Raw genomic sequence first — 26,420 nt, 5'->3', positions numbered from 1 at the left:
CATGTTACCCACCACCCATATGGCTCATCTGGCAGAGCGTACCGTGCTCAAACTCTCTGGGCCAGACCGCGTTAAGTTTTTGCAAGGGCTGGTTACGGCAGATATTGCAGCCCTCGCGCCGGGGCTGGCCACATGGTGCGCATGCCTTACCCCACAGGGCCGCTGGCAGGCAGATTTTTTTGTGGTGTCCGACCCTGATGATGCCTGCCTGCTGCTAGACTGCGCCAGCACGCAGGCCGAAGCACTGCGCACCCAACTTTTGCGCTTTAAACTACGTGCTACCGTACAGCTTGAAAGCACAGGTCTCCGTGTGCTCGCGGCATGGGGCACCCGCCCAGATGCCACAACACTCGAAAACGCCATTATTTTTGCAGACCCCCGGCTGGAAGGTGCCGGTTGGCGGCTTATAGCCCCCCCGCCAGCCACCCCTCTTACCGCAACAGAGCAAGACTACAATTTGCACCGCCTTGTGCTGGGCTTACCAGATGGCGTGCAAGATTGCGAAGTGGGCCGCACCTTAGCCGCAGAAGCCAATATGGATTTGCTTGGCGGCATATCATGGACAAAAGGCTGCTACATGGGGCAAGAAATTACGGCCCGCATGCACTACCGCACGCTCCTGAAACGCCGCCTTGTGCCCGTTGCCAGCACAGCCCCACTGCCCCCCCCCGGCACCCCTATTACCTTAAACGATGCAGAAGTGGGCAGTATGTGCTCTTCTCAAGACCATGTAGGGCTGGCCTTGCTCAAACTCTCAGCCCTTGAGCAGCCGTTACAGGCTGGCGGGCATACCCTTATTGCACGCCCTCCGGTATGGTTGCTGGCAGGCGTTCAGGCCGAGCAGGAAAACGCTCCTACTCCCCCCACCAAAAAACTCTGACACATCAGGCCTTTTATTTCATGACCTACCAAGCCCCTACCCCCAGCGCCCTTGAAACCATGCTGGACGCCGTTTCTTTCGACAAAGCAGGCCTTGTTGCCGCCATTGCCCAACAGCACGACACAGGCGAAGTGCTAATGATAGCTTGGATGAACCGAGACGCCCTGCGCGAAACCCTGCAAACGGGCCGCGTCTGCTACTATTCCCGCAGCCGCCAAAAACTATGGCGCAAAGGCGAAACATCTGGCCAAATTCAGCACCTACACGAAGCCCGCCTAGACTGCGATGCAGACGCTGTTCTGGTACTGGTCAACCAAATTGGTGTTGCCTGCCACACCGGCCGCAGAAGCTGCTTCTATCGCGCCTTTGGCACAGATGGCCTACTAGAACTAACCAAACCAGAAATAGACCCCAACCAGCTTTACGGCCATAGCCACGGCTAAGACATGACTGCGGCCCCCTGCTGAATACTGCTTGTCAATTTTCTGCTTAGCCGCTGGTCCCCAATACGTGTTTGCACACTCCTCAAGTAAGCAAACACGTATTGGATAAGTAGGCAGCATTAAAAATGTTATAATGTAACCTTTATTTTTCTAATGCTTTGAGCTTATTAGAAAACTGCTCAAAATCTGGGTGCCCAGCGCAAGTTTGGTTAACGTGGTGGTAAAGGCATATTTTATTACTTTTACACTTTATCTGCTGCCATTCCTTAGAAAATATAGGAACAGAACCCTGCTCCGTTGTTATGATGTAGTTATAATATTGAGAATTTTCCGTTGCTTCATTAATACTGGAATATAGATAAAGTGGTATTTTCTTAGAGAGAGTTGAATATCCACCCATTTCAAAACTACTGTAACCAGCAGTTCCTGTTAGGAGCGCAATACCACATGCATCGGGTTGCTTACTCGCCATTTTCTGAAACCTTAACCCAATAGAATTATCGTTCAAAAATGGTATGTACGTGCTTATAAATGTAAAAAGCATTCCGACCGTTATGCCACCTAAAATTTTAGCTTTTTGTTCTGGTACCTTTTGAATAACTTCAAAGCACCCACACGCCGCAACAAACACGATCAAAATAACAGAAGCGTAAACAAAACTCATTTCTTTATGAGAAATCAAGCTATGATAAAAAAGTATGAACCCTGCAATCAAAAGTGGAATTACTTTTTCTTGCTTTGCTTTTAAAATAAGGAAAAATGCAGGGACACACAAAGCACCCCAAAACTCTATATATTTCTCAATATAAAACCCTGGCCACTTCTTGCCGTATTGGTCTGCAATTCCAAGGGTTTTATTATAATAATAATTTTTAAAAATTGACTGGAATGCATTGCCTAACGTTACCCAATCCAGAATACCTAAAAATATAATTGGCAAAATAAATGCACAATACGCGCTTAAAATCTCTTTGTTTTTCTTTTTTTGTATAAAAAAGAGCATAGCTAGGCCTGCACCAGGCGCAAGCTGAAACCGAATAGCAGCAGCCACTCCCAATGCTAATCCAGCCATACTCGCTATTAGCAGGCCCTTTTCCTTTGCGGGCTCACGTCTATAAGCAAGAAGTAAAATAACACCGACAAGTAATGCATTGCCGCCAAGAAATTCACCAAGCGATCTGATGCTTGCACTCAAAATATCAGGCCAAAAAATACCAAACAATCCTAATGTCCAGGCACCTACAGACCCAGCTTTGCGCCAGCCATACCAAAAAAAAGCTGCCACAACACAAAGAGACGCCAAAGACAAGCATAGACGTATAAAAAACAACTGGCTTTTTATACCAAGCAGCTGTCCAATCGTCATAAGTTGAGCTAAAACTCCAGGTACAAGCCAAGAGCGTATACCAACCCGCCATTCCCAGGTTATAATTCCCGTACCATATGATAACCGATGAGCTGGCTCTAAATATTGAAAAAATTCGTCGGCCCGCCATACTCCTGGAATAAGCAGAGCCACGAGAATACGAACAAAAAATGCCAGCCCTAGACATAAAAAAAGAGATTTCCAATATGAGTGAGTAAAAAATTGTACTCTCTTTTTAAAATACACAATGCCCTCCAAAGCCCTAATACCCCTCTTCAAAACATACCAACATCATTTCTTAAATCTCCTCATTGTTTGAAAAATATCTCTCTATCTTGTGATACTTAACACATTAACAGACTTTTTCCACCAAACACCAACTCTATTTATAATAACTGCTGATTCCGCATCAAAATTGCAGTAAATCTTACAATCAAAAACAATTAACTTGGCTAATTATAGGAGCATCAACACATTACATACATAAAAACACTATTAAAGTACCATACAATACAAAACCTACGATTACGATGACGCGTGCTTAATGCCTCCTGCTCTTAACACCTCCAGCACAGCACAAGCCGCCGCATCTGCTGGCAATGTGCCATTGGGCCCCTGCAAGCCTGCCAAAATGGTTTTAAACGCGGCTTTCTGTTGTGCTGCTGCGTTCGGGTTTTCAAACAATGTTTGCACTTCTTGTGCTAAAATTTCTGGTGTGCAACGTTCTTGCAGTAGTTCTGGCACAACTTCTCGCCCAGCCAGTAAATTGACCATAGCCACATAAGGTACGCGTATAAGCCGCCGCGCCATAAAGGCGGTAATGGGGTTAACGCGGTATGTTACCGCCATAGGCACGCCTGCCAATGCCAGTTCAAGCGTAGAGGTGCCAGATTTGGTAAGGGCGGCCCCAGCGGCGGCAAAGGCATCGTGCTTGGTGTGCAGGTCTGTCACAATAAGCGGCTTAACCGGCCAACGGGCTGTTTCTTTTGCAACCGTGTGCGCAACAACAGGTGAGACCGGTATAACAGGCACAACATCCGGCATACTTTGGCGCAGCAACGCCAGCATACGCCCAAATACTGGCAGCAAACGTGGGGCTTCTGAGCGCCTGCTACCGGGCATAAGCACCAAAATCCGCGCTGTTTCACTTAGGCCATGCTGTTTACGAAAACGCTCTGCATTCCCGTTTTGCGCACCAGATTGTAAAACAGGGTGCCCAACAAAGCGGGTTTTTAGCCCATGCTGCCCAAAAAACTTCTCTTCAAACGGCAACAGGCACAAAAGCTCGTCCCACAAACCGGGGAACTCTTTCACCCGCTGTTGCCGCCACGCCCATACTTGGGGGGCCACATAATGCACCCGTAATACCCCCAAGCCCGCAATGCGGCGCAACAGCCGCAGTGTAAAACCGGGGCTGTCTATGGTCACTACAAGGTCTGGTTTTACCGCCTTAATATGGGTTACAGCTTGGTCTAACCGGGCAGATAAAGCCCTAATACGCGGTAAAATTTCGACCAGCCCCATAACCGCCAAATCCCGCATGGGAAAAAGGCTTTGCAGCCCCTCTTCTTCCATACGGGGGCCACCCACACCTGCAAAACGTATAGTAGGGTTTTGTGCCCTTATGGCGTGCATAAGGCGTGCCCCTAGCACATCGCCACTGGCCTCTCCGGCCAGAATCCAAATAAGGGGTTGGGGTGTGTTTTCTACCATTTTTCTTTCATAAAACACGCGTTGCATGGGCGCAACGCACCAGCTTTGTATGGGCCTTTAGCCTTACCTTGCCGTCTTTTTCACGTTAAGCACAGCACCTTATAGTGCTCCCACCCATGGCCCATGTTGCACAGCAGCAGAAAGGATTTAAGTGACTTTTCGCCAATATATCCGAGAATGGACAGACGACCCCATCAAGAATGTGCTGGCAGGCATGGTGGGCACCTTTGCCTTAATTCCTGAAGTTATTGCCTTTTCTTACGTTGCTGGCGTGGCACCCGCAGTGGGGCTGTTTGCCTCTTTTGTTATTAGCATTGCCATTGCCATAACCGGCGGCAGGCCGGGCATGATCTCTGGGGCTGCAGGGTCTGTTGCACTGGTTGCCGCCGCACTGGTGCATAACTACGGGCTCAATTACCTGCTGCTGGCTACTTTGCTGGCCGGGGCGTTTCAAATTTTATTTGGCCTGCTCAAGTTCCAAAACATGATGCGCTTTGTCTCGCGCGAGGTGCAGACAGGGTTTGTTAACGCTTTGGCTATTCTTATTTTTTCAGCCCAAGTACCACAAATGGTGCACGTAAGCTGGCACACTTACGCCCTTATTGCTTTGGGGTTAGCCATTGTTTACCTGCTGCCACGTATTACAACGCTTGTGCCCTCCCCCCTTATTTGTATTGTAGTGCTAACTGCCATAACCATGGCCTACCCCATGCCTGTGCACGTTGTGGCAGACTTGGGCGCACTGCCTACTGGCTTGCCGTCTCTTATTTTACCAGACGTACCCTTTACGCTCGATACCTTTAAAATTGTGCTGCCCTATGCGTTTGCCATGGCCATGGTTGGCGTTTTGGAATCTCTCATGACTGCAGACGTGGTTGATGAACTAACAGACACCCACAGTAACAAACGTATGGAATGTGTGGGCCTTGGCTTTTCTAACATTATGGTAGGGCTGTTTGGCGGTATTGCCGGGTGCGGCATGATAGGCCAAACCGTTGGCAACCTGCGTTATGGTGGTAAGGGCCGCCTTTCTACCTTTACGGCTGGGGCCTTTTTGCTGCTACTGCTTGTGGTGCTACATAAATTTGTAGCTCAAGTGCCTGTTGCCGCCTTGGTAGCTATTATGATCATGGTATCAGTCAGCACTTTTTCTTGGTCTTCTTTGCGGGAGCTTGTGCGCCACCCCCGCCTTTCTTCTACCGTTATGCTGGTAACTGTGACCGTTGTCGTGCTCACCCACGACCTTGCTGCAGGTGTTGGCTGTGGCGTTTTATTGAGCGGGCTGTTCTTTTCTTTTCAGGTCATGAAGCTGTTGCAGGTTAAAAACAGCCTTAGCCCAGATGGCCAAACCCGCACCTACCACGTAATGGGCCAGCTCTTTTTTGCGTCAACAACTGTGCTGACGGATGCCATAGAATTTCAAGACACAGCCAGCAATGTGGTCATTGACCTGTCACAAGCAAAACTGTGGGACATAAGCGCAGCAGAGACGTTAGAAAAAATAGCTGCCCGGCTTAAAACCCGCGGCAAAACAGTGACCTTCACGCATGCAGACCAACAGGCAAGCGCACTACTCAGCGCTGTAAGCTAATCTGCCCTCTCACTTTATGGGCCTAAGCAACAAAACTAAGGCTCATAAAGTTTTTTTCTAAAAACCTACGCTATTTAAACGTCAAACACTCTGTCGTGCGGGTTTCTTAAAAACGCGCAAACCCAAGAGCACAACAGCCATACCGGCATAAATAAACGGCTCTATGTGCCAAGTCTTAAATGCCAGGCTATAATGCACACAGGCTAAAACCAGTGCTGCATACACAAACCGATGCACCACTGCCCATTTACGCCCCAAAGCCCGTATTGTGCGTTTAGTCGAGGTTGCCGCCAGCACCACCAAAATAAGAAAAGCCAAAAACCCAAAGGTTAAAAAAGGCCGAGAGGTAAAATCTCGCCACAGTATATGCCCCTCAAAATGCCGGGTTGCCCCTACATAAAAAAAGACATGCGCCGCCGCATAGGTAAACGCTAACAACCCTAACGGCCTGCGGTAGAGAATAAGATTAACCCCTATAAAACGACGCACTGGCGTTATAGCTAAAGAAAGCAATAAAAACCGGAACGCGTAACGCCCAAAAGCATGCAAACACACCGCAACCGGGTTGGCCCCCAATGTGCCCAATACTCCTTGGGTAATATCTAACAGGCCGGGCACTAAGCCAAACGCATATAACAAAACCTGCCGCATGAGCGGCGAAAAACGTGACGTTTTACGCCCGGCTTGCCCCGCAGGTGGCATTTTTAAAACTCCTTGCGCAAGTCCATTGTTTTATACAGACCAGCCACTTGCTGCCCATAGCCATTAAACAATTCCGTCGGCTTACGCGCCGCGCTAAACAAGCTGCCTTCCCCTATAATCTGCTCGCTTGCCTGGCTCCAGCGGGGGTGGTCAACCATGGGGTTTACATTGGCGTAAAACCCATATTCGTTAGGGGCCATCTGGTTCCAGCTTGTGGGGGGCTGCTGGTCTGTCAGGGTTATGCGGGTAATAGACTTAATACTTTTAAACCCATACTTCCATGGCACGACCAGCCTTATAGGCGCACCGCTCTGGTTGGGCAGTGGCTCACCATAGACACCTGTTGCCAACAGAGTAAGCGGGTGCAGCGCCTCATCTAAGCGCAACCCTTCAACATAGGGCCATTTAAGCGAGAAAAGCCCACCGCGTTGCCCCGGCATTTCTGCGGGCCTTACAACAGATGTAAACGCAACATACCGTGCCCCGGCCTTAGGTGCTGCCGCACGGAGTAACGCCCCCAACTCAAACCCAAGCCACGGCACTACCATAGACCACGCCTCTACACAGCGCATACGGTAGAGGCGCTCTTGCTGCCCAAATTGTTTTATAAGGGCGTCAATATCCCATGTTCGGGGGTTATCAACCAAGCCATCAACCACCACAGACCAAGGGCGGGGCTTAAAGTCGCCAGACAGTTCTGCCGGGTCTGATTTATCTGTGCCAAATTCGTAAAAGTTATTATAACTTAAAACATCTTTTTTAGGTGTAGGCGCCTGTTGTGCTGGCCACCCTCTCGCCAACACGGCCTCTGGCGGGGCGGCGGCCCTGCTTACGCCATTACCCACTATACCAGCCGCAACAGCACTACCAACCCCAAGTAATGCCGCCCTACGAGACATAAACAAATGCCGTGGCGTAATTTCACATACGGGTGGAACAGGATAGTGAAAACTGGGCATTTATCATTATCCTTTGCTGCATTACCTTTGCCATACCCCAACATAAGGTATGAAATTAAGCCACGCTGCCGCCTTAAGGGCTGGCTGTAAACCCAATTTCTTTTTGCATTGCAGTCTCTGCGCTATCATATTCCCCTTTTAAGGGCATATCGCGCATAAACTTAAAGTAAAGCGGTGTCCAACCTGGCGTACCATCAGACGCCACAAGTTTATAAATACGCAGCACGGCTGGCCCCAACGTCGGTACAGCACCACGGGGGGAGCGAATACATTCCAGTAAAAGCAAAGCAGGTTTTTTATCAATATTTGCTGTTGCAAACGTAATAACAGCAAGAGAATCCTCGCCTGTGTGCGGCGTGTCTCTTACATAGTCCTGCAATGCTGTGTCGTGTGCATTTAGTGGGGGCTCTAGGCCTATAAGCACATGTTTGCCCTCTGGGGTTTGTGCTGTGGTTACATAAACATGGTAGCCCCATGCGTTGCCGTTATCGCGCCATGCCCTCAACACCTTAATTTGGGTGCCAGCAGAAATACCCTGTGCATTTGGCGGAAGAGTATCGGGCGCAATGTGCAGCACGTTATCTCCATCATGGAGTGCCAACGGCGTTAACTTATCAGGCAACCCAGCCAAAGGCGCTGCCTGCACCCCAGAAAACACAGCCGTAGCAGCGATAAATACTGTTATAATTATTTTAAAAACTACCGTATTCATAACCGCTCTCTTTGGCTGTCCTTCAACCATGGCATGAAAAACCCAAGAGCAAGTTTAAATTTTTATTGAATGAACGCATGAGCCTACACAGTTGCTTACACGATCAAATTTATAAGATTTTAAGGCAACAACGCCTTTGGTTATGCCATAAGGCTTAGAGCAAGAACAAAAAGGACATCTCATGAGCACCACCCAGACCATTGGTTTTATTGGCTTTGGGGCCATGGCCAGCCGTATGGCCGCCAATTTGGTACATATCGGCTATCAGGCATTTGCCTACACCCCGTCTGGTAAGGGTGGAAATGGCAGTGTGCCCTTTTTAAAAAGTGCGGCAGAGGTTGCCCAAAAGTCAGACATTGTTTTGGTCTGTGTACCAGATGATGAAGCCTTGGCAGCCGCCATGTATGGCCCCCAAGGGGCACTGGCTGGCATGCAGGCCAATGGGTTGTTACTCAACACCAGCTCTGTCTCGCCCGAAGCCTCAGCCGCGCTCCTTGAAGCCGGGCGAGCTAAAAATGTTGTTGTCATTGACTGCCCCGTTTCTGGCAGCACGCCAGAGGCAGAGGCTGGTAATCTGGTTGTTTTGGCAGGCGGTGATGACGCCGCCATGGCCCGCGCCAAGCCTATTTTTGACTGTATTGGCAAAGCCACAGTGCATGCAGGCCCCTCTGGCAGTGGCACACGGCTAAAACTGGTCATTAACGGTATTATGGGGGCTGGTCTGGCCGCCGTGGCAGAAGCCATTGCCTATGGTCTGGCCGCAGGGCTTGAGCGCAACATGCTGTTTGACGCATTAGACGAGGTGGCTGTTATTTCCCCCCACCATAAACGCAAAATAAAAGCTGCAAAAATAGGCGATTTTGCACCGCAGTTCCCGTCCCGCCTGATGCAAAAAGATATGCGCCTACTGCTAGATGCAACGGCCCGCCTTGCTGTGCCCACCCCAACTCTTGCTGCCGTTACACAGCAACTCTCGCTTGGCCGCCGCGCAGCACCAGAAAGCGACTACTCAGCCCTTATTGGCGTTATGGAGCAAATTGTTGCTAACGATGCCTAAATACAAAGGTAATTGGCACAACCCTACCCTTTTAAGCCTGCCCATATAACAGCCAGCTTATCTGTTATACCCCGTGGTCTGCCCGCCTGCTCTGCCCCGCGGCGCAGGTCACGCTTTGCCAGCACCAAGGGTAAAAATGCCACTCTAAACTCTGGTGGTATTGGCCCAGCCAGTGCTTTTTGCAAAAAATCTGTGGCAACCTGCCGTAGTTCTTCCTGCGGGCCGGGGTATAGGTAGCGGCCACTTTGGGCCAATACAGGGCCATGCCGCAGCATAGCAGCCGCGCCATAGGCCGCACCACACAAACGCAAGCGCATTGCAAGCGCCGCATCTTGCAGGCCCAAGGCCTCGCCTACGGCACTCTGCACCCCCCCACTGCCAGTGAGCATCATGCTTTGCCAGCCGGTAGGCTCTGGTTGTGGGGCAAGCTCTGCCTCGCGCGCATCAAGCACGCTCAACAGGGTTTCTCGCTTAAACCTGCCCTGTTGCACGGCCTCTAACACAAGGGGGGCAAGGGTATGCTCAGGCGGGCGTGTGCCTTCCAGCACCTCTCGCCACCATTGCAAACGCACAAACCCTGCCATTGGCCCCGCTACACTGGCAGAGCGCCCCGGCGTAAGGGCGCGGGTTATCTCGTTATGAAAAGCCAGCAACACAAAAACAGCAGACCGTGCTGGCTCGGGCAAAAAGCAGGCACATAAGGCGCGGTCTGGGTCTGTTTGTTTAACAGTTTCTTGCAAGCTGTGCGTTTGGGTCATGCAGGCTTTTTCTCATTCCCCGCCCTATAAGCCTAGGGCCGCTCTCTTGCTTGTGACACACCCTCTCTTTTTTAAAAGAAAAATTTCTCTTTATCCATACGGGAGCCTTTTTTGCCGCCCTGCGTTGGCAAAGCACAGCCCCGGCGTGTGTGGGGTGCGTAAAAACGCGTTTAAATGGGCCTGTCACAGAGCTGTTGCTTGACCGGCACAACCCTGCCCACTTACGCTCAGACACGCGCACTCACGCCGCTTTAAAAAGAAACGGAGTATTGTCATGGCTTTTGAACTGCCAGCACTTCCCTATTCCTACAACGCGCTTGCTGCCCGCGGCATGTGCCAAGAAACGCTCGAACTGCATCATGACAAACACCATCAGGCTTATGTTACAGCCCTGAACAACTTTGTTGACGCCAAGCCAGAACTGCAAGGCAAGTCTCTGGACGAAATTATTCTGGCCGTAAAAGGTGACAGCGCACAGGCTCCCGTTTTCAATAACGCAGGCCAGCATTGGAACCACATTTTGTTCTGGCAAAACCTGTCTGCAACAGGTGGTGGCATTCCTGAAAAACTGTCAGCCAAACTCAACAGCGACTTTGGCAGTGTTGATACGTTTAAAGACGAATTCAAAAAAGCGGCTATTTCTCAGTTTGGCTCTGGCTGGGCGTGGCTGGTGCTGGGTAAAGATGGCAAACTGGCCGTTACCAAAACCGCCAACGGCTCTAACCCACTGGCCGAAGGCCAAGGCAAGGTGCTGCTTGGCCTAGACGTGTGGGAGCACGCCTACTACCTAGACTTCCGTAACCGCCGCCCAGACTATATTACCAACTACCTAGACAAGCTGGCCAACTACGAGTTTGCAGAAGCACAACTCAACGCGGCCTAACACTCTCCACCACAGCCTTTATATGCTGGCACGGTTGCGCCTTATACAAAGCCGCCCATACTGTGCCAGCATACCAACGCAGACTCCCCGCGGGTCTGCGTTTTTTTAAGAGCCACAGCCTCTTAGCGCTTTTTTAGCACAACAGATTTGCACACCCCCCTCTTGATTGTTGCGCTCAACATTCCAATCTCTGTTAGCGAGAAAAGACCATGCCACCGCTGCCATAATGGGGCGGAGACAAGGCCTTCAGTCGCCTAAGCAAAAGGGACAAGAGGGACAGAAATATGGACATCGCAAAATTTACAGAACGGTCTCGCGGCTTTCTTCAGGCTGCGCAAACAATTGCCATTCGGGACTTTAACCAGCAGCTTACACCTGAGCACCTGCTTAAAGCCATGCTGGACGATGAAGAAGGCGCAGCCTCTGCCCTTATTCGTGCCGCTGGTGGTAACCCAGATGCCGTAAGAGCGGCTAACGAGCAGGCTTTGGCCAAACTGCCCAAAGTGCAAGGTGGTGGTGCAGGCCAGCCACAAACCACGCCAGACCTTGTGCGCGTGCTTGATAGTGCCGAGCAGGCCGCCCAAAAAGCGGGTGATTCCTTTGTGGCACAAGACCGGTTGCTGGTGGGTATTGCCCTGTCAGACACAGTCGCAGGCAAAGCCCTAAAAGAAAACGGGGCCAAACCAGACGCCCTTGAAAAAGCGATTGCTACCATCCGTAAAGGACGTACCGTGAACAGCGAAAACGCTGAAGCCAATTTTGACGCCTTAAAAAAATACGCCCGTGACGTAACCGAAGTTGCACAGGCCGGTAAACTAGACCCCGTTATTGGCCGCGATGAAGAAATTCGGCGTGCTATTCAGGTTTTGGCTCGCCGTAGCAAAAACAACCCCGTGTTAATTGGTGAACCCGGTGTGGGTAAAACCGCCATTGTAGAAGGGCTGGCCCAGCGTATTGTAAACGGTGATGTGCCAGAGGCGCTGAAAAACAAAAAGCTGCTCTCCCTCGACATGGGGGCGCTAGTTGCTGGCGCCAAATATCGTGGTGAGTTTGAAGAACGCCTTAAAGCAGTGCTCAAAGAAATTGAGACCGCCGAAGGCCAGATCATTCTCTTTATTGATGAAATGCACACACTGGTTGGCGCAGGCCGGACAGATGGCGCAATGGATGCCTCTAACCTGATCAAGCCTGAACTGGCCCGTGGCACCCTGCACTGCATTGGCGCAACTACGCTAGACGAATACCGCAAATATATTGAAAAAGACGCAGCCCTCGCCCGCCGCTTCCAGCCGGTCTTTGTAGGCGAGCCTTCGGTTGCAGACACAATTTCCATTTTGCGTGGCATTAAGGAAAAATACGAGCTCCACCACGGGGTACGTATTACCGACGGTGCTCTGGTTTCTGCTGCAACACTGTCTAACCGCTATATTACAGACCGCTTTTTGCCAGACAAAGCTATCGACCTGATAGACGAGGCTGCAAGCCGCCTGCGTATGCAAATTGATAGTAAACCAGAAGAACTGGACGAACTCGACCGCCGCATTATTCAGCTCAAAATTGAGCGTGAAGCCCTGCGTAAGGAAGAAGACACCGCCAGCAAAGACCGCCTAGAAGCGGTTGAAGCTGAACTGGCCGACTTGGAAGAAAAATCCAACGCCATGAGTGCCGCATGGCACGCAGAAAAAGACCGCGTAAACGCCGTACAAAAACTGCAAGAGCAGCTTGACCAAGCACGCTCTGAAGTGGAAGTGGCACAGCGTAAAGGCGACCTCGGCAAAGCATCTGAGCTGATGTATGGGGTTATTCCCAACCTGCAAGAACAGATTGCTAAAGCCCAGCAAAGCCAGTCTGAAGCCGGTAAAACCGACCTCGTGTCTGAAGCCGTGACAGACCAAGGCGTTGCCTCTGTGGTATCGCGCTGGACAGGTGTGCCCGTTGACCGCATGCTAGAGGGGGAACGCGCCAAACTGCTGCGTATGGAAGATGACCTGCGTAAGTCTGTTGTTGGGCAGGAAACCGCTCTTAAAGCGGTCTCTAACGCGGTGCGTCGTGCCCGCGCTGGCCTGCAAGACCCTAACCGGCCTATTGGTTCCTTCCTGTTCCTCGGCCCAACGGGTGTTGGTAAAACAGAGCTCACCAAAGCGCTGGCCCGCTTTTTGTTTGATGATGAAAAAGCCTTGCTGCGTATCGACATGAGCGAATTCATGGAGAAACACGCAGTCGCCCGCCTTATTGGTGCCCCCCCCGGTTACGTTGGGTACGAAGAAGGCGGCGTGCTGACCGAAGCCGTGCGCCGCAGGCCGTATCAGGTCATTCTGTTTGACGAAGTTGAAAAAGCACATGAAGATGTCTTCAATATTCTGCTGCAAGTGCTGGACGATGGCCGCCTGACCGATGGCCAAGGCCGCACGGTAGACTTCCGTAACACTATCATTGTGCTCACCAGTAACCTTGGCTCAGACCTACTGGCCCACCAGCCAGACGGCGAAAGCACAGACATGGTGCAGGCCGAGGTCATGAAAGCGGTGCGGGCGCATTTCCGGCCAGAATTCCTGAACCGGCTGGATGAAATTATTTTGTTCTCTCGCCTGCAAAAAGCAGACATGACCAAAATTGTGGATATCCAGATTAACCGCCTGCAAAAACTGCTTGATGACCGCAAGATTGTTCTCAAACTAGACGATCTGGCACATGCATGGTTGGCTAACGAAGGTTACGACCCCGTTTACGGTGCCCGCCCCCTTAAACGGGTTGTGCAACGCAGCCTGCAAAACCCGCTGGCCCAATTATTGCTTGAAGGGGCTATTCATGACGGGGAAACCGTACCGGTTTCTGCCAACGGTGAAGGCCTACTGATTGACGGTAAAGAAGCTGCGGCTGCTTTGGTCTAACCACCCAAACACCATATTGACACAACAGCGGGAGAGCTCAGGCTCTCCCGTTTTTGTTTTTAATGGCCCCTGCCCTTATTATACCCACAGCAGTAAGCAGAGCAGTTAAGGAGCCACACCACATGACAGAACCGAACTGGCTGGTTTGGGCACGCGACATTCAAGCTATTGCCCAAACTGGCTTAACCTATGCCCAAGACCCCTTTGACCGTGAACGCTACGAAACACTCCGCACCCTAGCCGCCCGCATGATGGCCGCAGGCAGCGGGGAGCTTGAAGAGCGGATTGAAGACCTTTTTAGCCAACAAAAAGGCTACGCCACCCCAAAACTTGAAGTGCGCGTAGGCGTATTTAATGCACAAGGCCAAATACTGATGGTGCGTGAAGTACTGGACAAAAACCGCTGGACAGTGCCCGGCGGCTGGGCCGATACCAATTACACCCCCAGCCAAAATGCCACCAAAGAAGTGCAAGAAGAAACCGGCTATACTGTGCGCATAACAAAACTGGCCATGGCTCTAGACCGCAGCACCCAAAACCACCAACCACCCGAACCCTTTAGTATTACCAAGCTCTTTTTTATAGGTGAGATCACGGGCGGCCACCCCACGACCAGTATTGAAACGAGCGCTGTGCAGTTTTTTGCACAAAATGCTCTGCCCCCAGACCTGTCTTTAGGCCGTATTTTGCCCTCACAATTAGCAAAGCTCTTTGCCCACCATGCAAACCCCACCCTACCAACCGAGTTTGACTAACCGGGGTTTTAAAAACTGTCTGTATTGCTCTGGCTTACGTCATTATACAAAAGCATGTTGTCTCCCGCCCCCATATCTCTTTAACCACGCAAAAGGCAGTGGCTTTTTTCTGCCAGTTTAACCGCAACCTGCATGGCCAAATTAACGGGGGTTGGCACGCTTACATCTTGCCCTTTCCGCACAACATACCCGTTTAAATAGTCAATTTCGGTAGGTTTACCCCGCCGCAAGTCCTGCGCGGTAGAAGACATTTGGCTGGGCATAAGCTGTGCAATATTTTGCACTTTTTGCAACATGGTACTGGGCAGAAAAACACCACAGGCTGCCGCCACTGCTACGCATTCAGCAACAAGCTGCGCCATAACCTCTTGCGCGCCTGGTGTTGCCACCATAGGGGCATACGCCGTTTGCGTAAGGGCAGAGAGCGCATTGTATGCACAGTTAACAACCAGTTTTTCCCACAGAATGGCCATAATATCTGGCTCTACCGTTGCTGGTATAGCAGCCTGTGTCAGCAGTTCTGCTATTGCCGCACTTTCTGCACTCGGGCCAAGTATAACACGCCCCCCGCCATGGTGGGCTACATGGCCGGGGGCTACTATATCAACCGCAACATATACTGCCACGGGCACAACATCATGCCCTAACACGCACGCCAAACGTTGCGCGTTATCAATGCCATTTTGCAAACTTAATACCACGGTGCTGGCTTGCAGGCAGGGGGCCATAAGTAAGCCTGCCTCTTCCGTATCGGCAGATTTCACGCAAAAAAGCACAAGGTCTACGCTTGGGAGCGTACTGGCGTGGCTTATGGCCTGCACCGCTACCTGCGTTTGCTTGCCCGCCCGCTCTAGTATTAACCCACGTTTCTGTATGGCATCACACTGTACCGGCCGGGCAAGGAGGGTAACCGTATGGCCTGCCATTGCAAGAAGGCTGCCCATATAACACCCCACGGCCCCTGCCCCTATAATAGCAACCCGCATTGTATTACGCCCTCCTACCCCACAAAATACAACCTATGGTAGATAAATATAGCACAACTGTTTTACTGAACCCAAAACAGGGTGTGCGCTAAGAACAAAAAAGCCAGCCTTTAAAAAAGGGCTGGCTTTTAAGCTGAATGCTTCAGCAAGCAAGAAAATGTTTCTTAAAACACAGTTTTATAAAAGAGCATTGCTCTTTTACGTTACGCAACCAATGGTTCAATATCTTTAAACTGTGTTTCAAACCGTGCGCGGTCTTCTGCCAAAAGGCGTACTGTCAGCGTGGTCGATGTTTCATCATCTTCACGTTGGGTTACTTCACCATGCTGGTAAAGCCATGCCGCCGCAGCCCCATGAGCCAAAGGCATACGGTACCGCACGGCCTCCATAGAGGCCGTAATATGACGGTCTATCAAGGCCATAAGCTCAGGCAGACCATCTCCCGTAATGGCAGAAATTGCTACGGTTTCTTCTGTCTGGGGTACAGCCTCTGGGCCACCTAACAGGTCTGCCTTGTTCATGACCTCAATCATGCGGCCAGCCCAGTCGGCTTCAATCATGTCATCACGTGCCATACCGTTAAGCACGCCAAACACATCTTTTTTCTGGGCCGCGCTGTCTGGGTGGGCAATATCGCGCACATGCAAAATAATGTCGGCCTCAGACACTTCTTCCAGCGTTGCACGGAAAGCCGCAATCAGTTCTGTCGGCAGGTCGCTAATAAAGCCCACAGTGTCAGACAAAATAATACGCCTGCCAGAAGGCAGCGTAATAGCCCGCATTGTGGGGTCTAGCGTGGCAAAAAGCTGGTCTTTGGCATACACCGTTGCCCCGGTCAGGGCATTAAATAAGGTAGACTTGCCTGCGTTAGTATACCCAACCAGCGCCACAACCGGAAACGGCACGCGCTTACGCGCTTGGCGGTGCAAACCACGGGTACGGCGTACTTGTTCAAGCTCTTTTTTGAGTTTGACAATACGCTCGCCAATCATACGGCGGTCGGCTTCCATCTGGGTTTCGCCGGGGCCGCCCAAAAAGCCAAAGCCGCCGCGCTGGCGTTCAAGGTGAGTCCACAACCGTACCAAGCGCGAGCGCTGGTATTCCAGATGTGCCAGTTCAACTTGCAGCGTTCCTTCTTTGGTGGCGGCACGCGCCCCAAAAATATCCAGAATAAGGCCGGTACGGTCTATCACCTTGCAGCCAAATTCGCGCTCAAGGTTGCGCTGCTGGCCGGGCGTTAAGCGGGCGTCAACCACCAACACGTCAATGCCATCTGCTTTAACCGCAATTTTGAGAGAATCGACCTGCCCTACCCCGAGCAACGTAGCAGAGCGTTTTGTGCGTAAAAGCAGGACAGCCTGCCTAACAATAACCAGCCCAATAGAGGCTGCCAGCCCTACGGCTTCTTCCAGCCGGGCTTCGGCGGCGCGTACGTCTTGCTCGTGGGCTGAACGCTCCCACGGCAGAATAACAGCGCCACGTGTTGCGGTAGGTTTTGTATCAGATAAAGTCGTCGCCAAGTGTTGTTTCTCTGTCTTCCGACCCTGTGTTGGCCGGTGTTTCGAATATGTTTACCGGTATAGAAGGCATAACCGTGCTAATGGCATGCTTATAGATAAGCTGCGTCTGGTCATCACGTTTCAACAAAACGGTTGTGTCGTCAAACCACGTGATGTTGCCCTGTAGCTTAACACCATTGACCAAAAATACCGTAACCGACGCCCGTGAGCGGCGGATCTGGCTCAAAAACGCATCTTGCACGGTGTATCCGGTTTCTTTTTCCACTCTCTGAGGCCCTATTCTCTTTTTTTGTTACAGCTGGAGCGCACCTAGCTTTTATGGCCAGATACGTTAGCCCGCCCCTCGGTCTTCTGACGACGTTACACCAAGCTGCTTAAGTTTACGATGCAGCGCACTCCGCTCCATCCCGACAAAAATTGCAGTTCGGCTAATATTACCGCCAAACCGCAAAAGCTGGGCCTGAAGATACTCTGTTTCGAACATATCACGTGCTTCACGCAAAGGCAGGCTCATGACATCAGCCGAGGCATCAAATTTGAGTAGGGCCGGAGCGCCCTCACCAATGGTTGATGGCAGCATTTCGGCTCTTATGGGCTCTGTTGTGTTGCCCGGCAACATAATGAGCACCCGCTCCATTAAGTTACGCAGTTCACGCACGTTGCCCGGCCACTCATAGGCTTGCAATGCGGCAATAGCATCTGCCGAAAGCTCACGCTTGGGCAGGCCCGCCATTTCAGCCGCCCGTTTTAAAAACAGTTCGGCAAGGCCGGGAATATCATCGCGCCGCTCACGCAGGCTAGGCATACGTAAGGGCACCACTGCCAAGCGGTAATATAGATCTTCTCTAAACCGGCCAGCCATAATCTCGGCTTGCAGGTCTCGGTTCGTGGTGGCCAAAACGCGCACATCAACTTTAACGCGGGTTGAGCCCCCAAGCCGTTCAAAGGTTTGGTCTTGCAAGGCACGTACAATTTTACCCTGTGTTTCAAGGGGCATATCGGCCACCTCGTCTAACAACAGGGTGCCACCATGGGCGCGCTCCAGCACACCCGTACGGCGGCCTACACCGTCGGCTGTACCTTCAAGGCCAAACAATTCTTCTTCAAACCGGCCCGGTGCCAGTGTAGCGCAGTTAAGGGCCACAAACGGCCCATCGGTACGCCGAGAGCGCGCATGGATCATGCGGGCAGCAACCTCTTTTCCAGACCCCGGCCCGCCTGTAATCAGCACGCGCGAGCCAGTAGGGGCCACGCGCTCTATCTGGTTGCGCACCGCAGAAAGCAGCACACTATTACCAAACAGCTCGGTATCCTGCCCGGCACGCAGGCGCAGTTCTTCATTTTCTTTGGCGAGGCGTGCGGCTTCTAGGGCGCGGCGTACCACAACCAGCAGGCGGTCTGCCTGAAAAGGTTTTTCAATAAAGTCATACGCGCCGTGCTGTAGAGCCGCTACGGCGGTTTCAATCGTTCCGTGCCCAGAAATCATGATAACGGGGAGAGAAGGCTCTTCAGCGTGCAAAACGTCCAGAATACCCAAGCCGTCTAGCTTGGAGCCCTGCAACCACACATCCAGAATAACCAAAGACGGCCTACGCGCCCGAAACGCTGCCAAGGCCGCGTCAGAACTTCCTGCAGCCCGTGTTTCGTAACCCTCATCTTCCAGAATGCCCTCAATCAGCATCCGGATATCAGGTTCGTCATCAACAATCAGGATTTCATGAGCCATGGTCGTCCTTCATTGGCAAATTCAGAATAGCCACAGTTCCTGTTCCCTCCGCCCTGTCTTGCAGACGCACCGTTCCCCCGTGGTCTTCCATGATTTTTTTCACAATCGCCAAGCCTAAGCCTGTGCCTTTGGCTTTGTGTGTCACGTACGGTTCTGTCAGGCGCTGCCTGTCGTCGGCTGGTAGGCCAACACCGTTATCCGTCACAGAAATCTCGACCTCACCTGTCTCCTCTCGCAGGTCTATACATATCGCGCCTGCCACGTTTACGCCATCTTCTGCACCATCACCCTGTTTTGCCGTCATGGCAATGGCATCTGCCGCATTCTGTAACAGGTTTATGAGTGCCTGACTTATAAGCCGCCGGTCACACCGTACCACTGGCCCGCGGTCTGGCAGGGTTACGGTGTACGTAATTTCAGAATGGGCATTGCGTTGCAAAACAAGCACTTCGCGTACAATGCGTGACAGATCTTCGTTGGTCATGACAGGTTGGGGCATTCTGGCAAAAGCCGAGAATTCGTCAACCATACGCCCAATATCCCCCACCTGCCGCACAATGGTATCAGCACATTGGGCAAAGGTTTCTGGGTCGGACGTAATTTCACGCAAGAAGCGGCGTTTGAGTCGTTCTGCGGCAAGTTGAATGGGGGTAAGCGGGTTCTTTATTTCGTGCGCAATGCGGCGGGCCACGTCTGCCCACGCAGCTTTGCGTTGCGCCTGCTGCAAGGCTGTAATGTCGTCAAAGGTAATAACATAGCCTTCTGTAACCGTGCCTCTTAGCTCTGCGCCTAGGCGCACAAGCAGCATACGGCGATTAGCAATGGGGCCGGTTTGTATCTCTCGGGTTATAACCTGGTCAGGGGCAGCGCGGGCTTCGGCCAGTATTTCGGCAAAGTCTGGCACGCGCTGGGCCAGTGGCTCACCTATGCCGTTCATCAGGTCTGTTTGCAGCAAAAGGCTGGCCGCACGGTTAGGCAATTCAATACGTTGCTCAACATCAAGCCCAATAACCCCGGCAGAAACACCCGAAAGCACCGCTTCTGTAAAGCGCCTACGCTCATTAATCTGGCCGTAAGCGGCCATCAGTTCAGAACGCTGGCTGGCAAGCTGCTCGGTCATGCGGTTAAATGCGCGAGACAGGCTGGTTACTTCGTCATCGCGGTCGGCTTCGGGCACGTGTACGCCCAAATCGCCCTCACTAATGCGCCGGGCGGCCAAAATAAGCAGGCCAAGGGGGCGGGCTATCTGGTTTGCCAGCGCAAGACCTATAAGGGCTGCTGCTGCCAACACCAATAACGCCACAAGGGCAAAAATAAGCACAAAAGTAAGCTGTATTTTCGCCTTGTTGGCATTAAGCCGCTTATAGTCAGACACCACCATTTCGGTGCGGTGCATATGCTCCAAAATTGTGGGGTCAACCAAGCGGGTAATAACCAGCATAAGGGCTGGGGTTTGAGAGAGCTCAACCACCGCACGCACGGTTTTTTCATCGGGTGAGTCGAGAATGGCCACATCGTTTGTGCGGGCCATCATGGTTGCTGCGGGTGGGGGTAGATCTTGCATATAACCGGTGCGGCTCATAAGCCCCCCGGCGGCAACAACCTTATTTGTAATAGGGTCGTACACCAAGGCCTCTGTCAAGCCACGTACTGTCGCTTGGCTATCGAGCATTTGCGCCAGTGCTTCGTGGTCTTGCAGTAAGTTCATGCCACTGGCGGCAAGTTCGTTTTGGGCACTGGTGACATAGTTAGAGAGAGAAAACGCATCTGTACGAATATTGGCGTTATGCTCGCTCAAATACCCGCGCGATGCCTCCAACGCCTCGTTGAGTGCGGTATTAACCCTGTCTGAAAACCAGATTTGAATACCATAATGGAAAAACAGGGTCGCAAACGTACCCACCACAATGGTGGGGGCCACAGCAACAATACCAAACAGCGTAACAAGGCGCACATGCAGCCGCGCCCCGGCCAGCCCCTTACGGTGCTCGGCCACCATGGGGCCTATGCGCATAACAATAGCCACCAGCAGCAGGCACAGCACCAAGCTGTTAAGCACCACCACCACAGGCTCCAGCACGGCATAATGCCCAAACGACATACCGCCCGAGAGCACAACAAACGTGGCAAACCCCAAGCCCAAGGCCAAAGCCGCCAAAGTTAGGGCCACACTACTGCGCTCAAGCGAGCGCAGGAGCCAATTAAGGCGGGTTTTAGACAGCACCGCCCGCAAAGAGGAGAAAAAACGGGCCATATGCGGGCTCAGACCACGCCACGCACGACTGGAATTTCCAGTTCTCGAATTTTCTTGCGGAGCGTGTTGCGGTTAAGCCCTAGCATGGTTGCCGCTTTAATCTGGTTGCCCCGTGTTTCGGCCAATGTCATTTGAATAAGTGGCCGCTCAACCTCTGCAATAACCCGTGCGTACAGGTCGTGCAGGGGCATGCCTTCACGCCCGGCAACAAGGTAGCGCATAATATGCCGCGACACAGACTCACACAGTGGCTCTTCCACCGTGGTTTTTTCGGCTATCAGGTCGTTTGCCTGTGGCTCTGCCAGTTCGGCATCTATTAACTCTGCGCCAATACGCTCTTGCGGGTAAAGGGCCACAATACGGCGTATCAGGTTTTCAAGCTCGCGCACGTTGCCGGGCCAGCGCCATGCCTGCAACCGCTCAATGGCCGTTTCGTCCAACACTTTAAACGGGCCGCCCGCATCGCGGCATTGCGCAAGAAAATGCCGGGCCAGAAGGGGAATATCCTCCAGCCGCTCGCGCAGTGGCGGCAGGCGTACCGGCACAACATTTAGGCGGTAATACAAATCTTCTCTAAAAGCACCAGCCCGAATGGCTTGCCGCAGGTCTCTGTGCGTGGCGGCAACAATGCGTACATCGGCCCTAATGGGCGCGCGGCCGCCTACGGTTGTAAACTCACCATCTTGTAAAACACGCAAAAGGCGGGTTTGGGCCTCGGGCGGCATATCCCCAATTTCATCCAGAAAAAGGGTGCCACCAGCAGCTTGCTCAAACTTGCCGGGGCTGCGCCCCCCTGCCGTGCGCTCTTGGCCAAAAAGTTCAGCCTCAATCTGGTCTCGCGGTATAGCCGCCATATTAACGGCCACAAACGGGCCAATGCGCCTGCGGCCATATTCGTGCAGTGCGTGGGCCACTAGTTCTTTACCTGTACCACTCTCACCCGTAATCATAACGGTTAGGTCAGACGTAGTAAGGCGGGCAATGCTACGGTAAATGCCCTGCATAACCGTTGACTGCCCAATAAGCGGCAAACGTTCTTCTGGCGCACTGGGCTGTGCTGGCTTGGTTTGTTCTTGAGCCGGTGCCGCCAGAGCACGCCCCACAACACTCAGCAGTTCTTTTAGGTCAAACGGCTTTGCCAGATACTCAAACGCACCGCGTTGCGTAGCCTTAACAGCCGTTGTCAGGTTAGACTGCGCGCTCATAACAATAATGCGCAAATCTGGCCGCGCTTGGCGAATACGCGGGATAAGGTCAAGCCCGCTCCCGTCTGGCATAATAACATCTGTTATCACCAGATCACCCTCGCCTTCTTCTACCCATTGCCAGAGCGTTGCGGCATTAGGCGTAGACTGAACCTGATACCCCGCACGCCCCAAGGCCTGCCCCAACACAGTGCGAATGGAGCGGTCATCATCAGCAACAAGAATAGTGGGCAGTGGGTTCATTAAAGGCATCACAGTCAGAAAAGTTGCCGCGGCAACGGGTCAAAAACAAAGGCAATGCAGTCTATCAAGCGGGGTCAAGCGGCTCTGAGACAATAGGCAGATAAAGGCTTATTTCCGTACGACCTGGCCTGCTGTCCACTTCTATTACGCCGCCGTGGTCGTCCATAATTTTGCCAACTAGGGCTAGCCCTAGGCCACTTCCGCTCATTTTGGTGCTCAGAAATGGCTCAAACAAATGCGGGCGAATAGTGTCTGAAATACCCGGCCCGGTGTCGCGCACCGTTACAACCAAAGGTAGGTGTCGCCATTGCGATGTACCGGGCAGGGCAAGCCTAATGCCCGGCTTATAACTTGTGCTTAGAGTTATCTCGCCCGGTTTATCGGTCTCGCGTATGGCTTCGGCAGCGTTTTTCACCAAATTAAGGAGCACTTGCACCAGTTGGTCTCTATTGCCCCACACAGGCGGCAAAGAGGGGTCATAGCGCTCAATAATACGGATATCAGACGCGAAACCCTGCCCGGCCAGCAGTTTTACGTGCTCCAACACACGGTGAATATTAACTGAACGAAAATCTGTTGGTGCTTCACCAAACATACCCATGCGCTCAACAAGGGCATCTATGCGGTCAACCTCAGCACAGATTAAGCTTGCCAGTTCTTTATCTTGCTCAGCAACCGCATTTTCAAGAATTTGCGCCGCACCTTTTATGCCAGAAAGCGGGTTGCGCACTTCATGCGCCAGCATAGCCGCCATACCAGACACACTCCGCGCCGCAGACCGAAACGCCAGTTGCCTATCAAGCGTGCGCGCGGTTGAGGAATCATGAAACGTCAGCACTATAGCCGCTGGCGTTTCGGGCATATCTGCCCCTTGCACCGTAATGCCTTCTTTATGAAACCGAGGAGAGCTAAAAATAAGTTCATGCTCTGTCACGCTACCGCCATCGCGGCGCACATGCTCCACCAACAAAAAAAGCGGGTGGTCTTGGGGCACCAGGTCACCCAAATTGCTTTGGCACAATTGGTGACGCGATGTAGCAAAAAATTCCTCTGCCGCAGAATTGGCAAAGCAAATACCGTTACTGGCATCAATTTCCAGCACCGGCACGGGCAAATTATCTAAAATAAGGTTGGGGTCTGAGCGCCCTGCGCCAGAAGGTTTGCGGCCTTTCATGCCACCCCGCGTTACGCTGCGCAGGCCTGCGCGGCCGCTTCCGCATGGCGGGACGCTCTTGGCTCACGCACTGAACCGGCCTGTATTTGCTCGTCGTAAAAGTCAGAAATCATGGCAATGGCTTCTGGCGCATTATCAACACGGTTAAACGCCGCTCTAAAGCCAGCCGAGCTTGGCAACCCAGCCGAATACCAAGACACATGCTTACGCGCCAAGCGCAGGCCCGGTCTTTCACCAAAATGTTCAAGCATCATGCCGTAATGTTCTAGCACAATGGCTTTTTCCGCTGGCAGGCTGGGGTCTGGCACCTCTTGGCCGGTACGCAGGGCATGCGCAACCTGGGCCAAAAACCATGGGCGGCCATAGCAGCCGCGCCCTATCATAACGCCATCGGCCCCAGACTGGGCCAAGGCAGTACGGGCATCGTCAACGGTTAGAATATCACCATTGACAATAACAGGCAGGCTTACGGCGTCTTTAACATTCCGCACAAAAGCCCAGTCTGCCGTGCCGTTATAAAACTGCTGGCGGGTACGGCCGTGCACTGTAATCATGCGTATTCCAGCTTCTTGGGCAATACGGGCCAAGGCTGGCGCATTAAGGTGCTGGTGGTCCCACCCCATACGCATTTTAAGCGTTACGGGCACATTAACAGCTTTAACGGTTGCGTTGAGCAGGCGGGCGGCAGCCACCTCATCACGCATCAAAGCAGAGCCTGCCATTTGGCCTACGGCCACTTTTTTTACCGGGCAGCCAAAATTAATATCAATAAGGTCTGCACCACGGCCAACAGAAATACGCGCAGCTTCTGCCATGGCCTCTGGGTCGCACCCGGCAAGTTGCACCGCGTTGGGGCCACCAGCATCGGCTACTTCTGCCATACGCAACGTGTTGTCGTTTTCACGCACCATAGCCCACGAGGCAATCATTTCAGACACAACGAGCCCGGCACCCAATTTGCGGGCCAAACGCCGGTACGGCAGGTCTGTTACACCAGACATGGGGGCCAGAATAACCGGGGTTTCAATTTGAACACCGCCAAGGTCTATCGGCTGCAATACTGATTGGGTTTGCACACTCTTTCCCACATTGCCTATGATTTAGGCAGCAATAGCTTTTTCCCGCTATAAAATCAATCTTTTTATAACCGTAACGATTAACCAGAAAATATAAGGTTTCCCCTGGTTTTTCCACTCTTAACTTTTGTAGCAACCAACACGCAGCCACTCTTATTTACAAAAAGAAAGGGTGCCTGAGCCATAGCCCAGACACCCCACCCTGTACCCTGCAACACAAAGCCTGTTAGGGCACCAAAACAGAAACCGCCGCTGTGCAGGCAATGCCTTCTTCACGCCCAGTAAAGCCAAGGCGCTCAGAGGTTGTCGCTTTAATAGAAATACGCTCTACCTCAACCTCAAGCAGTTCTGCCACACGCTTACGCATAGCCTCAGCATGGGGGCCAATTTTAGGGCGCTCACAAATAAGGGTTAGGTCTGCGTTAATAAGCATTCCCCCCCGCTCGCGAATACGCTGGCCTGCATGCACTAAAAACCGCGCACTGTCGGCGTCTTTCCATTTATTCTCACTCGGTGGAAAATGGCGGCCAATATCGCCCTCTGCCAGCGCACCATAAATGGCATCACACAAGGCATGAATGCCCACATCGGCGTCTGAATGGCCGGCTAGGCCTTTAGTGTGCGGCACGGTAATGCCACACAAAATAAGGGGGCGGCCTTCTTCAAAAGCATGCACATCGTACCCAAGGCCAACACGTGGCAGCATGGTCGGGCCAATCAGTCGTTCCAGACGCACCAGATCATCCTCATAAGTCAGCTTGATATTATCTTCATCGCCCTGCACCAGAGCCACGCTAAAGCCTGCATCTTCCAGCAGTTTGGCATCATCTGTGGCGGTTAGGGTCGAAGCCGCCCGGTGCAGGTCTAAAAACAAGCCAAAGCGAAAGCCCTGCGGCGTTTGCGCACGGAACAAATGCTCACGCGAGACTGTACCCGCAATAACCCCACCGTCTTCCCGCTTTAGGGTATCTGCCACCGGCACTGCCGGAATTGCACCGGGGTGCTCTGCTAGGGCGGCAACGACATTCCCCACCACGGCAGCGGTTACGTAAGGGCGGGCACCATCATGCACCAACACCACATCTGGGCGCTCGGCCTCGGGCAAGGCAGCCAGAGCCTCAAGCCCGGCACGCACACTCGCCTGCCGTGTTTCGCCCCCCGTTACGGGCGGCAACACAGCTAAGCCTTCTAGGGCCTCGGTGAGTGAAGCTGGGTGGCCAACAGGCTGCAAGCACGCCACATGGGGCAATAATGCTTGGGCAGCGTGGCGGATAACCGGCGCGCCTGCAAGCCGAACATATTGTTTCGGCGTTTCAGACCCGCTGGTGGCGGCATAACGGCTGCCCGTTCCGGCAGCCAGAAGAATGGCAGCAACTCGCATGGGTGGAGCAATGCGGCCCCTGCCCCTTTCCGTCAAGGCGGAAAAACAGAATAGCTGGCGTACCACGCCCTATAGCGCAGGCATTACAATTTTTTTGTAAAATAAACCCGTACCAAAATGACGGCACATTATGTGGCGCACAACA

At 52.5% G+C, this 26,420-nt stretch carries 22 protein-coding genes; 7 read left to right on the top strand and 15 right to left on the bottom strand.

Translation table 11 applies throughout. From position 1 onward, the window contains the following. Position 1: 1 nt before the first annotated feature. A complete protein-coding gene (ygfZ, locus tag Abor_RS02085) occupies positions 2–880 on the top strand; it encodes a CAF17-like 4Fe-4S cluster assembly/insertion protein YgfZ (protein WP_048840177.1) in 879 nt (292 codons plus the stop codon). Between the two features lie 20 nt (positions 881–900). After that, complete coding sequence (gene hisI / locus Abor_RS02080; protein ID WP_048840176.1) at positions 901–1,323, top strand: phosphoribosyl-AMP cyclohydrolase; 423 nt, start codon at positions 901–903, stop codon at positions 1,321–1,323. A gap of 142 nt (positions 1,324–1,465) precedes the next feature. On the opposite strand, the gene Abor_RS02075 is transcribed toward hisI, so the two are convergent. Further along, entirely contained in the window at positions 1,466–2,947 is a 1,482-nt protein-coding gene (locus Abor_RS02075) for a glycosyltransferase family protein (protein ID WP_048840175.1), read from the bottom strand. A gap of 267 nt (positions 2,948–3,214) precedes the next feature. Beyond that, entirely contained in the window at positions 3,215–4,402 is a 1,188-nt protein-coding gene (lpxB, locus tag Abor_RS02070; RefSeq protein ID WP_048840292.1) for a lipid-A-disaccharide synthase, read from the bottom strand. A gap of 151 nt (positions 4,403–4,553) precedes the next feature. Between lpxB and Abor_RS02065 the strand changes: the two genes are divergently transcribed. Next, a complete protein-coding gene (locus tag Abor_RS02065) occupies positions 4,554–5,993 on the top strand; it encodes a SulP family inorganic anion transporter (RefSeq protein WP_048840174.1) in 1,440 nt (479 codons plus the stop codon). A gap of 81 nt (positions 5,994–6,074) precedes the next feature. On the opposite strand, the gene Abor_RS02060 is transcribed toward Abor_RS02065, so the two are convergent. The 3 genes from Abor_RS02060 to Abor_RS02050 all read right to left on the bottom strand — a co-directional run bounded on the left by Abor_RS02060 (position 6,075) and on the right by Abor_RS02050 (position 8,366). Beyond that, a complete protein-coding gene (locus Abor_RS02060) occupies positions 6,075–6,695 on the bottom strand; it encodes a protein-methionine-sulfoxide reductase heme-binding subunit MsrQ (RefSeq protein ID WP_048840173.1) in 621 nt (206 codons plus the stop codon). Positions 6,696–6,697: 2 nt separating this feature from the next. Next, positions 6,698–7,654, bottom strand: coding sequence for a protein-methionine-sulfoxide reductase catalytic subunit MsrP (gene msrP / locus Abor_RS02055; RefSeq protein ID WP_048840172.1), 957 nt, complete (start codon positions 7,652–7,654; stop codon positions 6,698–6,700). A gap of 73 nt (positions 7,655–7,727) precedes the next feature. After that, positions 7,728–8,366 carry a hypothetical protein gene (locus Abor_RS02050; protein WP_048840171.1) on the bottom strand — a complete coding sequence of 213 codons (639 nt, stop codon included), beginning with the start codon at positions 8,364–8,366 and terminating at the stop codon, positions 7,728–7,730. A gap of 181 nt (positions 8,367–8,547) precedes the next feature. Between Abor_RS02050 and Abor_RS02045 the strand changes: the two genes are divergently transcribed. Then, positions 8,548–9,423, top strand: coding sequence for an NAD(P)-dependent oxidoreductase (locus Abor_RS02045; protein ID WP_048840170.1), 876 nt, complete (start codon positions 8,548–8,550; stop codon positions 9,421–9,423). Positions 9,424–9,446: 23 nt separating this feature from the next. Here the strand turns inward: Abor_RS02045 and Abor_RS02040 are convergent, their stop codons facing one another. Continuing rightward, positions 9,447–10,181 carry a squalene/phytoene synthase family protein gene (locus Abor_RS02040; protein ID WP_052946339.1) on the bottom strand — a complete coding sequence of 245 codons (735 nt, stop codon included), beginning with the start codon at positions 10,179–10,181 and terminating at the stop codon, positions 9,447–9,449. Positions 10,182–10,455: 274 nt separating this feature from the next. On the opposite strand from Abor_RS02040, the gene Abor_RS02035 reads away from it, so the two are divergent. The 3 genes from Abor_RS02035 (at position 10,456) to Abor_RS02025 (ending at position 14,710) form a co-directional block, all read left to right on the top strand. Beyond that, a complete protein-coding gene (locus tag Abor_RS02035; RefSeq protein ID WP_048840168.1) occupies positions 10,456–11,064 on the top strand; it encodes a superoxide dismutase in 609 nt (202 codons plus the stop codon). A gap of 284 nt (positions 11,065–11,348) precedes the next feature. Continuing rightward, entirely contained in the window at positions 11,349–13,955 is a 2,607-nt protein-coding gene (clpB, locus tag Abor_RS02030; protein WP_048840167.1) for an ATP-dependent chaperone ClpB, read from the top strand. A 122-nt stretch (positions 13,956–14,077) separates the two neighbouring features. Further along, positions 14,078–14,710, top strand: coding sequence for an NUDIX hydrolase (locus Abor_RS02025; protein ID WP_048840291.1), 633 nt, complete (start codon positions 14,078–14,080; stop codon positions 14,708–14,710). 80 nt (positions 14,711–14,790) lie between these two features. Here the strand turns inward: Abor_RS02025 and Abor_RS02020 are convergent, their stop codons facing one another. The 9 genes from Abor_RS02020 to ispF all read right to left on the bottom strand — a co-directional run bounded on the left by Abor_RS02020 (position 14,791) and on the right by ispF (position 26,275). Continuing rightward, complete coding sequence (locus Abor_RS02020; protein WP_048840166.1) at positions 14,791–15,696, bottom strand: ketopantoate reductase family protein; 906 nt, start codon at positions 15,694–15,696, stop codon at positions 14,791–14,793. A 203-nt stretch (positions 15,697–15,899) separates the two neighbouring features. Further along, positions 15,900–17,216 carry a GTPase HflX gene (gene hflX / locus Abor_RS02015; protein WP_048840165.1) on the bottom strand — a complete coding sequence of 439 codons (1,317 nt, stop codon included), beginning with the start codon at positions 17,214–17,216 and terminating at the stop codon, positions 15,900–15,902. After that, on the bottom strand, positions 17,197–17,481 hold the full coding sequence (hfq, locus tag Abor_RS02010) for an RNA chaperone Hfq (RefSeq protein WP_048840164.1): 285 nt from the start codon (positions 17,479–17,481) through the stop codon (positions 17,197–17,199). The genes hflX and hfq overlap by 20 nt, the downstream gene beginning before the upstream one ends. Positions 17,482–17,547: 66 nt before the next feature. Continuing rightward, a complete protein-coding gene (ntrX, locus tag Abor_RS02005) occupies positions 17,548–18,942 on the bottom strand; it encodes a nitrogen assimilation response regulator NtrX (protein ID WP_048840163.1) in 1,395 nt (464 codons plus the stop codon). Continuing rightward, positions 18,932–21,196, bottom strand: a complete 2,265-nt coding sequence (locus tag Abor_RS02000) for a sensor histidine kinase NtrY-like (protein WP_048840162.1) — start codon at positions 21,194–21,196, stop codon at positions 18,932–18,934. The genes ntrX and Abor_RS02000 overlap by 11 nt, the downstream gene beginning before the upstream one ends. Positions 21,197–21,204: 8 nt before the next feature. After that, positions 21,205–22,644, bottom strand: a complete 1,440-nt coding sequence (ntrC, locus tag Abor_RS01995) for a nitrogen regulation protein NR(I) (RefSeq protein ID WP_048840290.1) — start codon at positions 22,642–22,644, stop codon at positions 21,205–21,207. 64 nt (positions 22,645–22,708) lie between these two features. Next, positions 22,709–23,818 carry a two-component system sensor histidine kinase NtrB gene (locus tag Abor_RS01990; RefSeq protein ID WP_048840161.1) on the bottom strand — a complete coding sequence of 370 codons (1,110 nt, stop codon included), beginning with the start codon at positions 23,816–23,818 and terminating at the stop codon, positions 22,709–22,711. An 11-nt stretch (positions 23,819–23,829) separates the two neighbouring features. Beyond that, complete coding sequence (dusB, locus tag Abor_RS01985) at positions 23,830–24,894, bottom strand: tRNA dihydrouridine synthase DusB (RefSeq protein WP_048840160.1); 1,065 nt, start codon at positions 24,892–24,894, stop codon at positions 23,830–23,832. Between the two features lie 226 nt (positions 24,895–25,120). After that, positions 25,121–26,275 (bottom strand): 2-C-methyl-D-erythritol 2,4-cyclodiphosphate synthase, encoded by a 1,155-nt coding sequence (gene ispF / locus Abor_RS01980; RefSeq protein ID WP_048840159.1) that lies wholly within the window; start codon positions 26,273–26,275, stop codon positions 25,121–25,123. Positions 26,276–26,420: the final 145 nt, after the last annotated feature.

This window comes from Acetobacter orientalis (genome assembly GCF_000963965.1).
Taxonomy (GTDB): domain Bacteria; phylum Pseudomonadota; class Alphaproteobacteria; order Acetobacterales; family Acetobacteraceae; genus Acetobacter; species Acetobacter orientalis.
Note: the sequence above shows the minus strand (reverse complement) of the source record. Positions and strands in the feature narration are given on the sequence as shown.

Coding starts and splice junctions, on each gene's coding strand:
- clpB (WP_048840167.1), top strand. CDS start 11,349: ATGGACATCGCAAAATTTACAGAACGGTCTCGCGGCTTTCTTCAGGCT.
- Abor_RS02050 (WP_048840171.1), bottom strand. CDS start 8,366: ATGAATACGGTAGTTTTTAAAATAATTATAACAGTATTTATCGCTGCT.
- ygfZ (WP_048840177.1), top strand. CDS start 2: ATGTTACCCACCACCCATATGGCTCATCTGGCAGAGCGTACCGTGCTC.
- Abor_RS02060 (WP_048840173.1), bottom strand. CDS start 6,695: ATGCCACCTGCGGGGCAAGCCGGGCGTAAAACGTCACGTTTTTCGCCG.
- ntrX (WP_048840163.1), bottom strand. CDS start 18,942: ATGGCTCATGAAATCCTGATTGTTGATGACGAACCTGATATCCGGATG.
- Abor_RS01990 (WP_048840161.1), bottom strand. CDS start 23,818: ATGAAAGGCCGCAAACCTTCTGGCGCAGGGCGCTCAGACCCCAACCTT.
- Abor_RS02045 (WP_048840170.1), top strand. CDS start 8,548: ATGAGCACCACCCAGACCATTGGTTTTATTGGCTTTGGGGCCATGGCC.
- hisI (WP_048840176.1), top strand. CDS start 901: ATGACCTACCAAGCCCCTACCCCCAGCGCCCTTGAAACCATGCTGGAC.
- Abor_RS02035 (WP_048840168.1), top strand. CDS start 10,456: ATGGCTTTTGAACTGCCAGCACTTCCCTATTCCTACAACGCGCTTGCT.
- Abor_RS02025 (WP_048840291.1), top strand. CDS start 14,078: ATGACAGAACCGAACTGGCTGGTTTGGGCACGCGACATTCAAGCTATT.
- msrP (WP_048840172.1), bottom strand. CDS start 7,654: ATGCCCAGTTTTCACTATCCTGTTCCACCCGTATGTGAAATTACGCCA.
- Abor_RS02020 (WP_048840166.1), bottom strand. CDS start 15,696: ATGCGGGTTGCTATTATAGGGGCAGGGGCCGTGGGGTGTTATATGGGC.
- lpxB (WP_048840292.1), bottom strand. CDS start 4,402: ATGGTAGAAAACACACCCCAACCCCTTATTTGGATTCTGGCCGGAGAG.
- ntrC (WP_048840290.1), bottom strand. CDS start 22,644: ATGAACCCACTGCCCACTATTCTTGTTGCTGATGATGACCGCTCCATT.
- Abor_RS02040 (WP_052946339.1), bottom strand. CDS start 10,181: ATGACCCAAACGCACAGCTTGCAAGAAACTGTTAAACAAACAGACCCA.
- Abor_RS02000 (WP_048840162.1), bottom strand. CDS start 21,196: ATGGCCCGTTTTTTCTCCTCTTTGCGGGCGGTGCTGTCTAAAACCCGC.
- ispF (WP_048840159.1), bottom strand. CDS start 26,275: ATGCGAGTTGCTGCCATTCTTCTGGCTGCCGGAACGGGCAGCCGTTAT.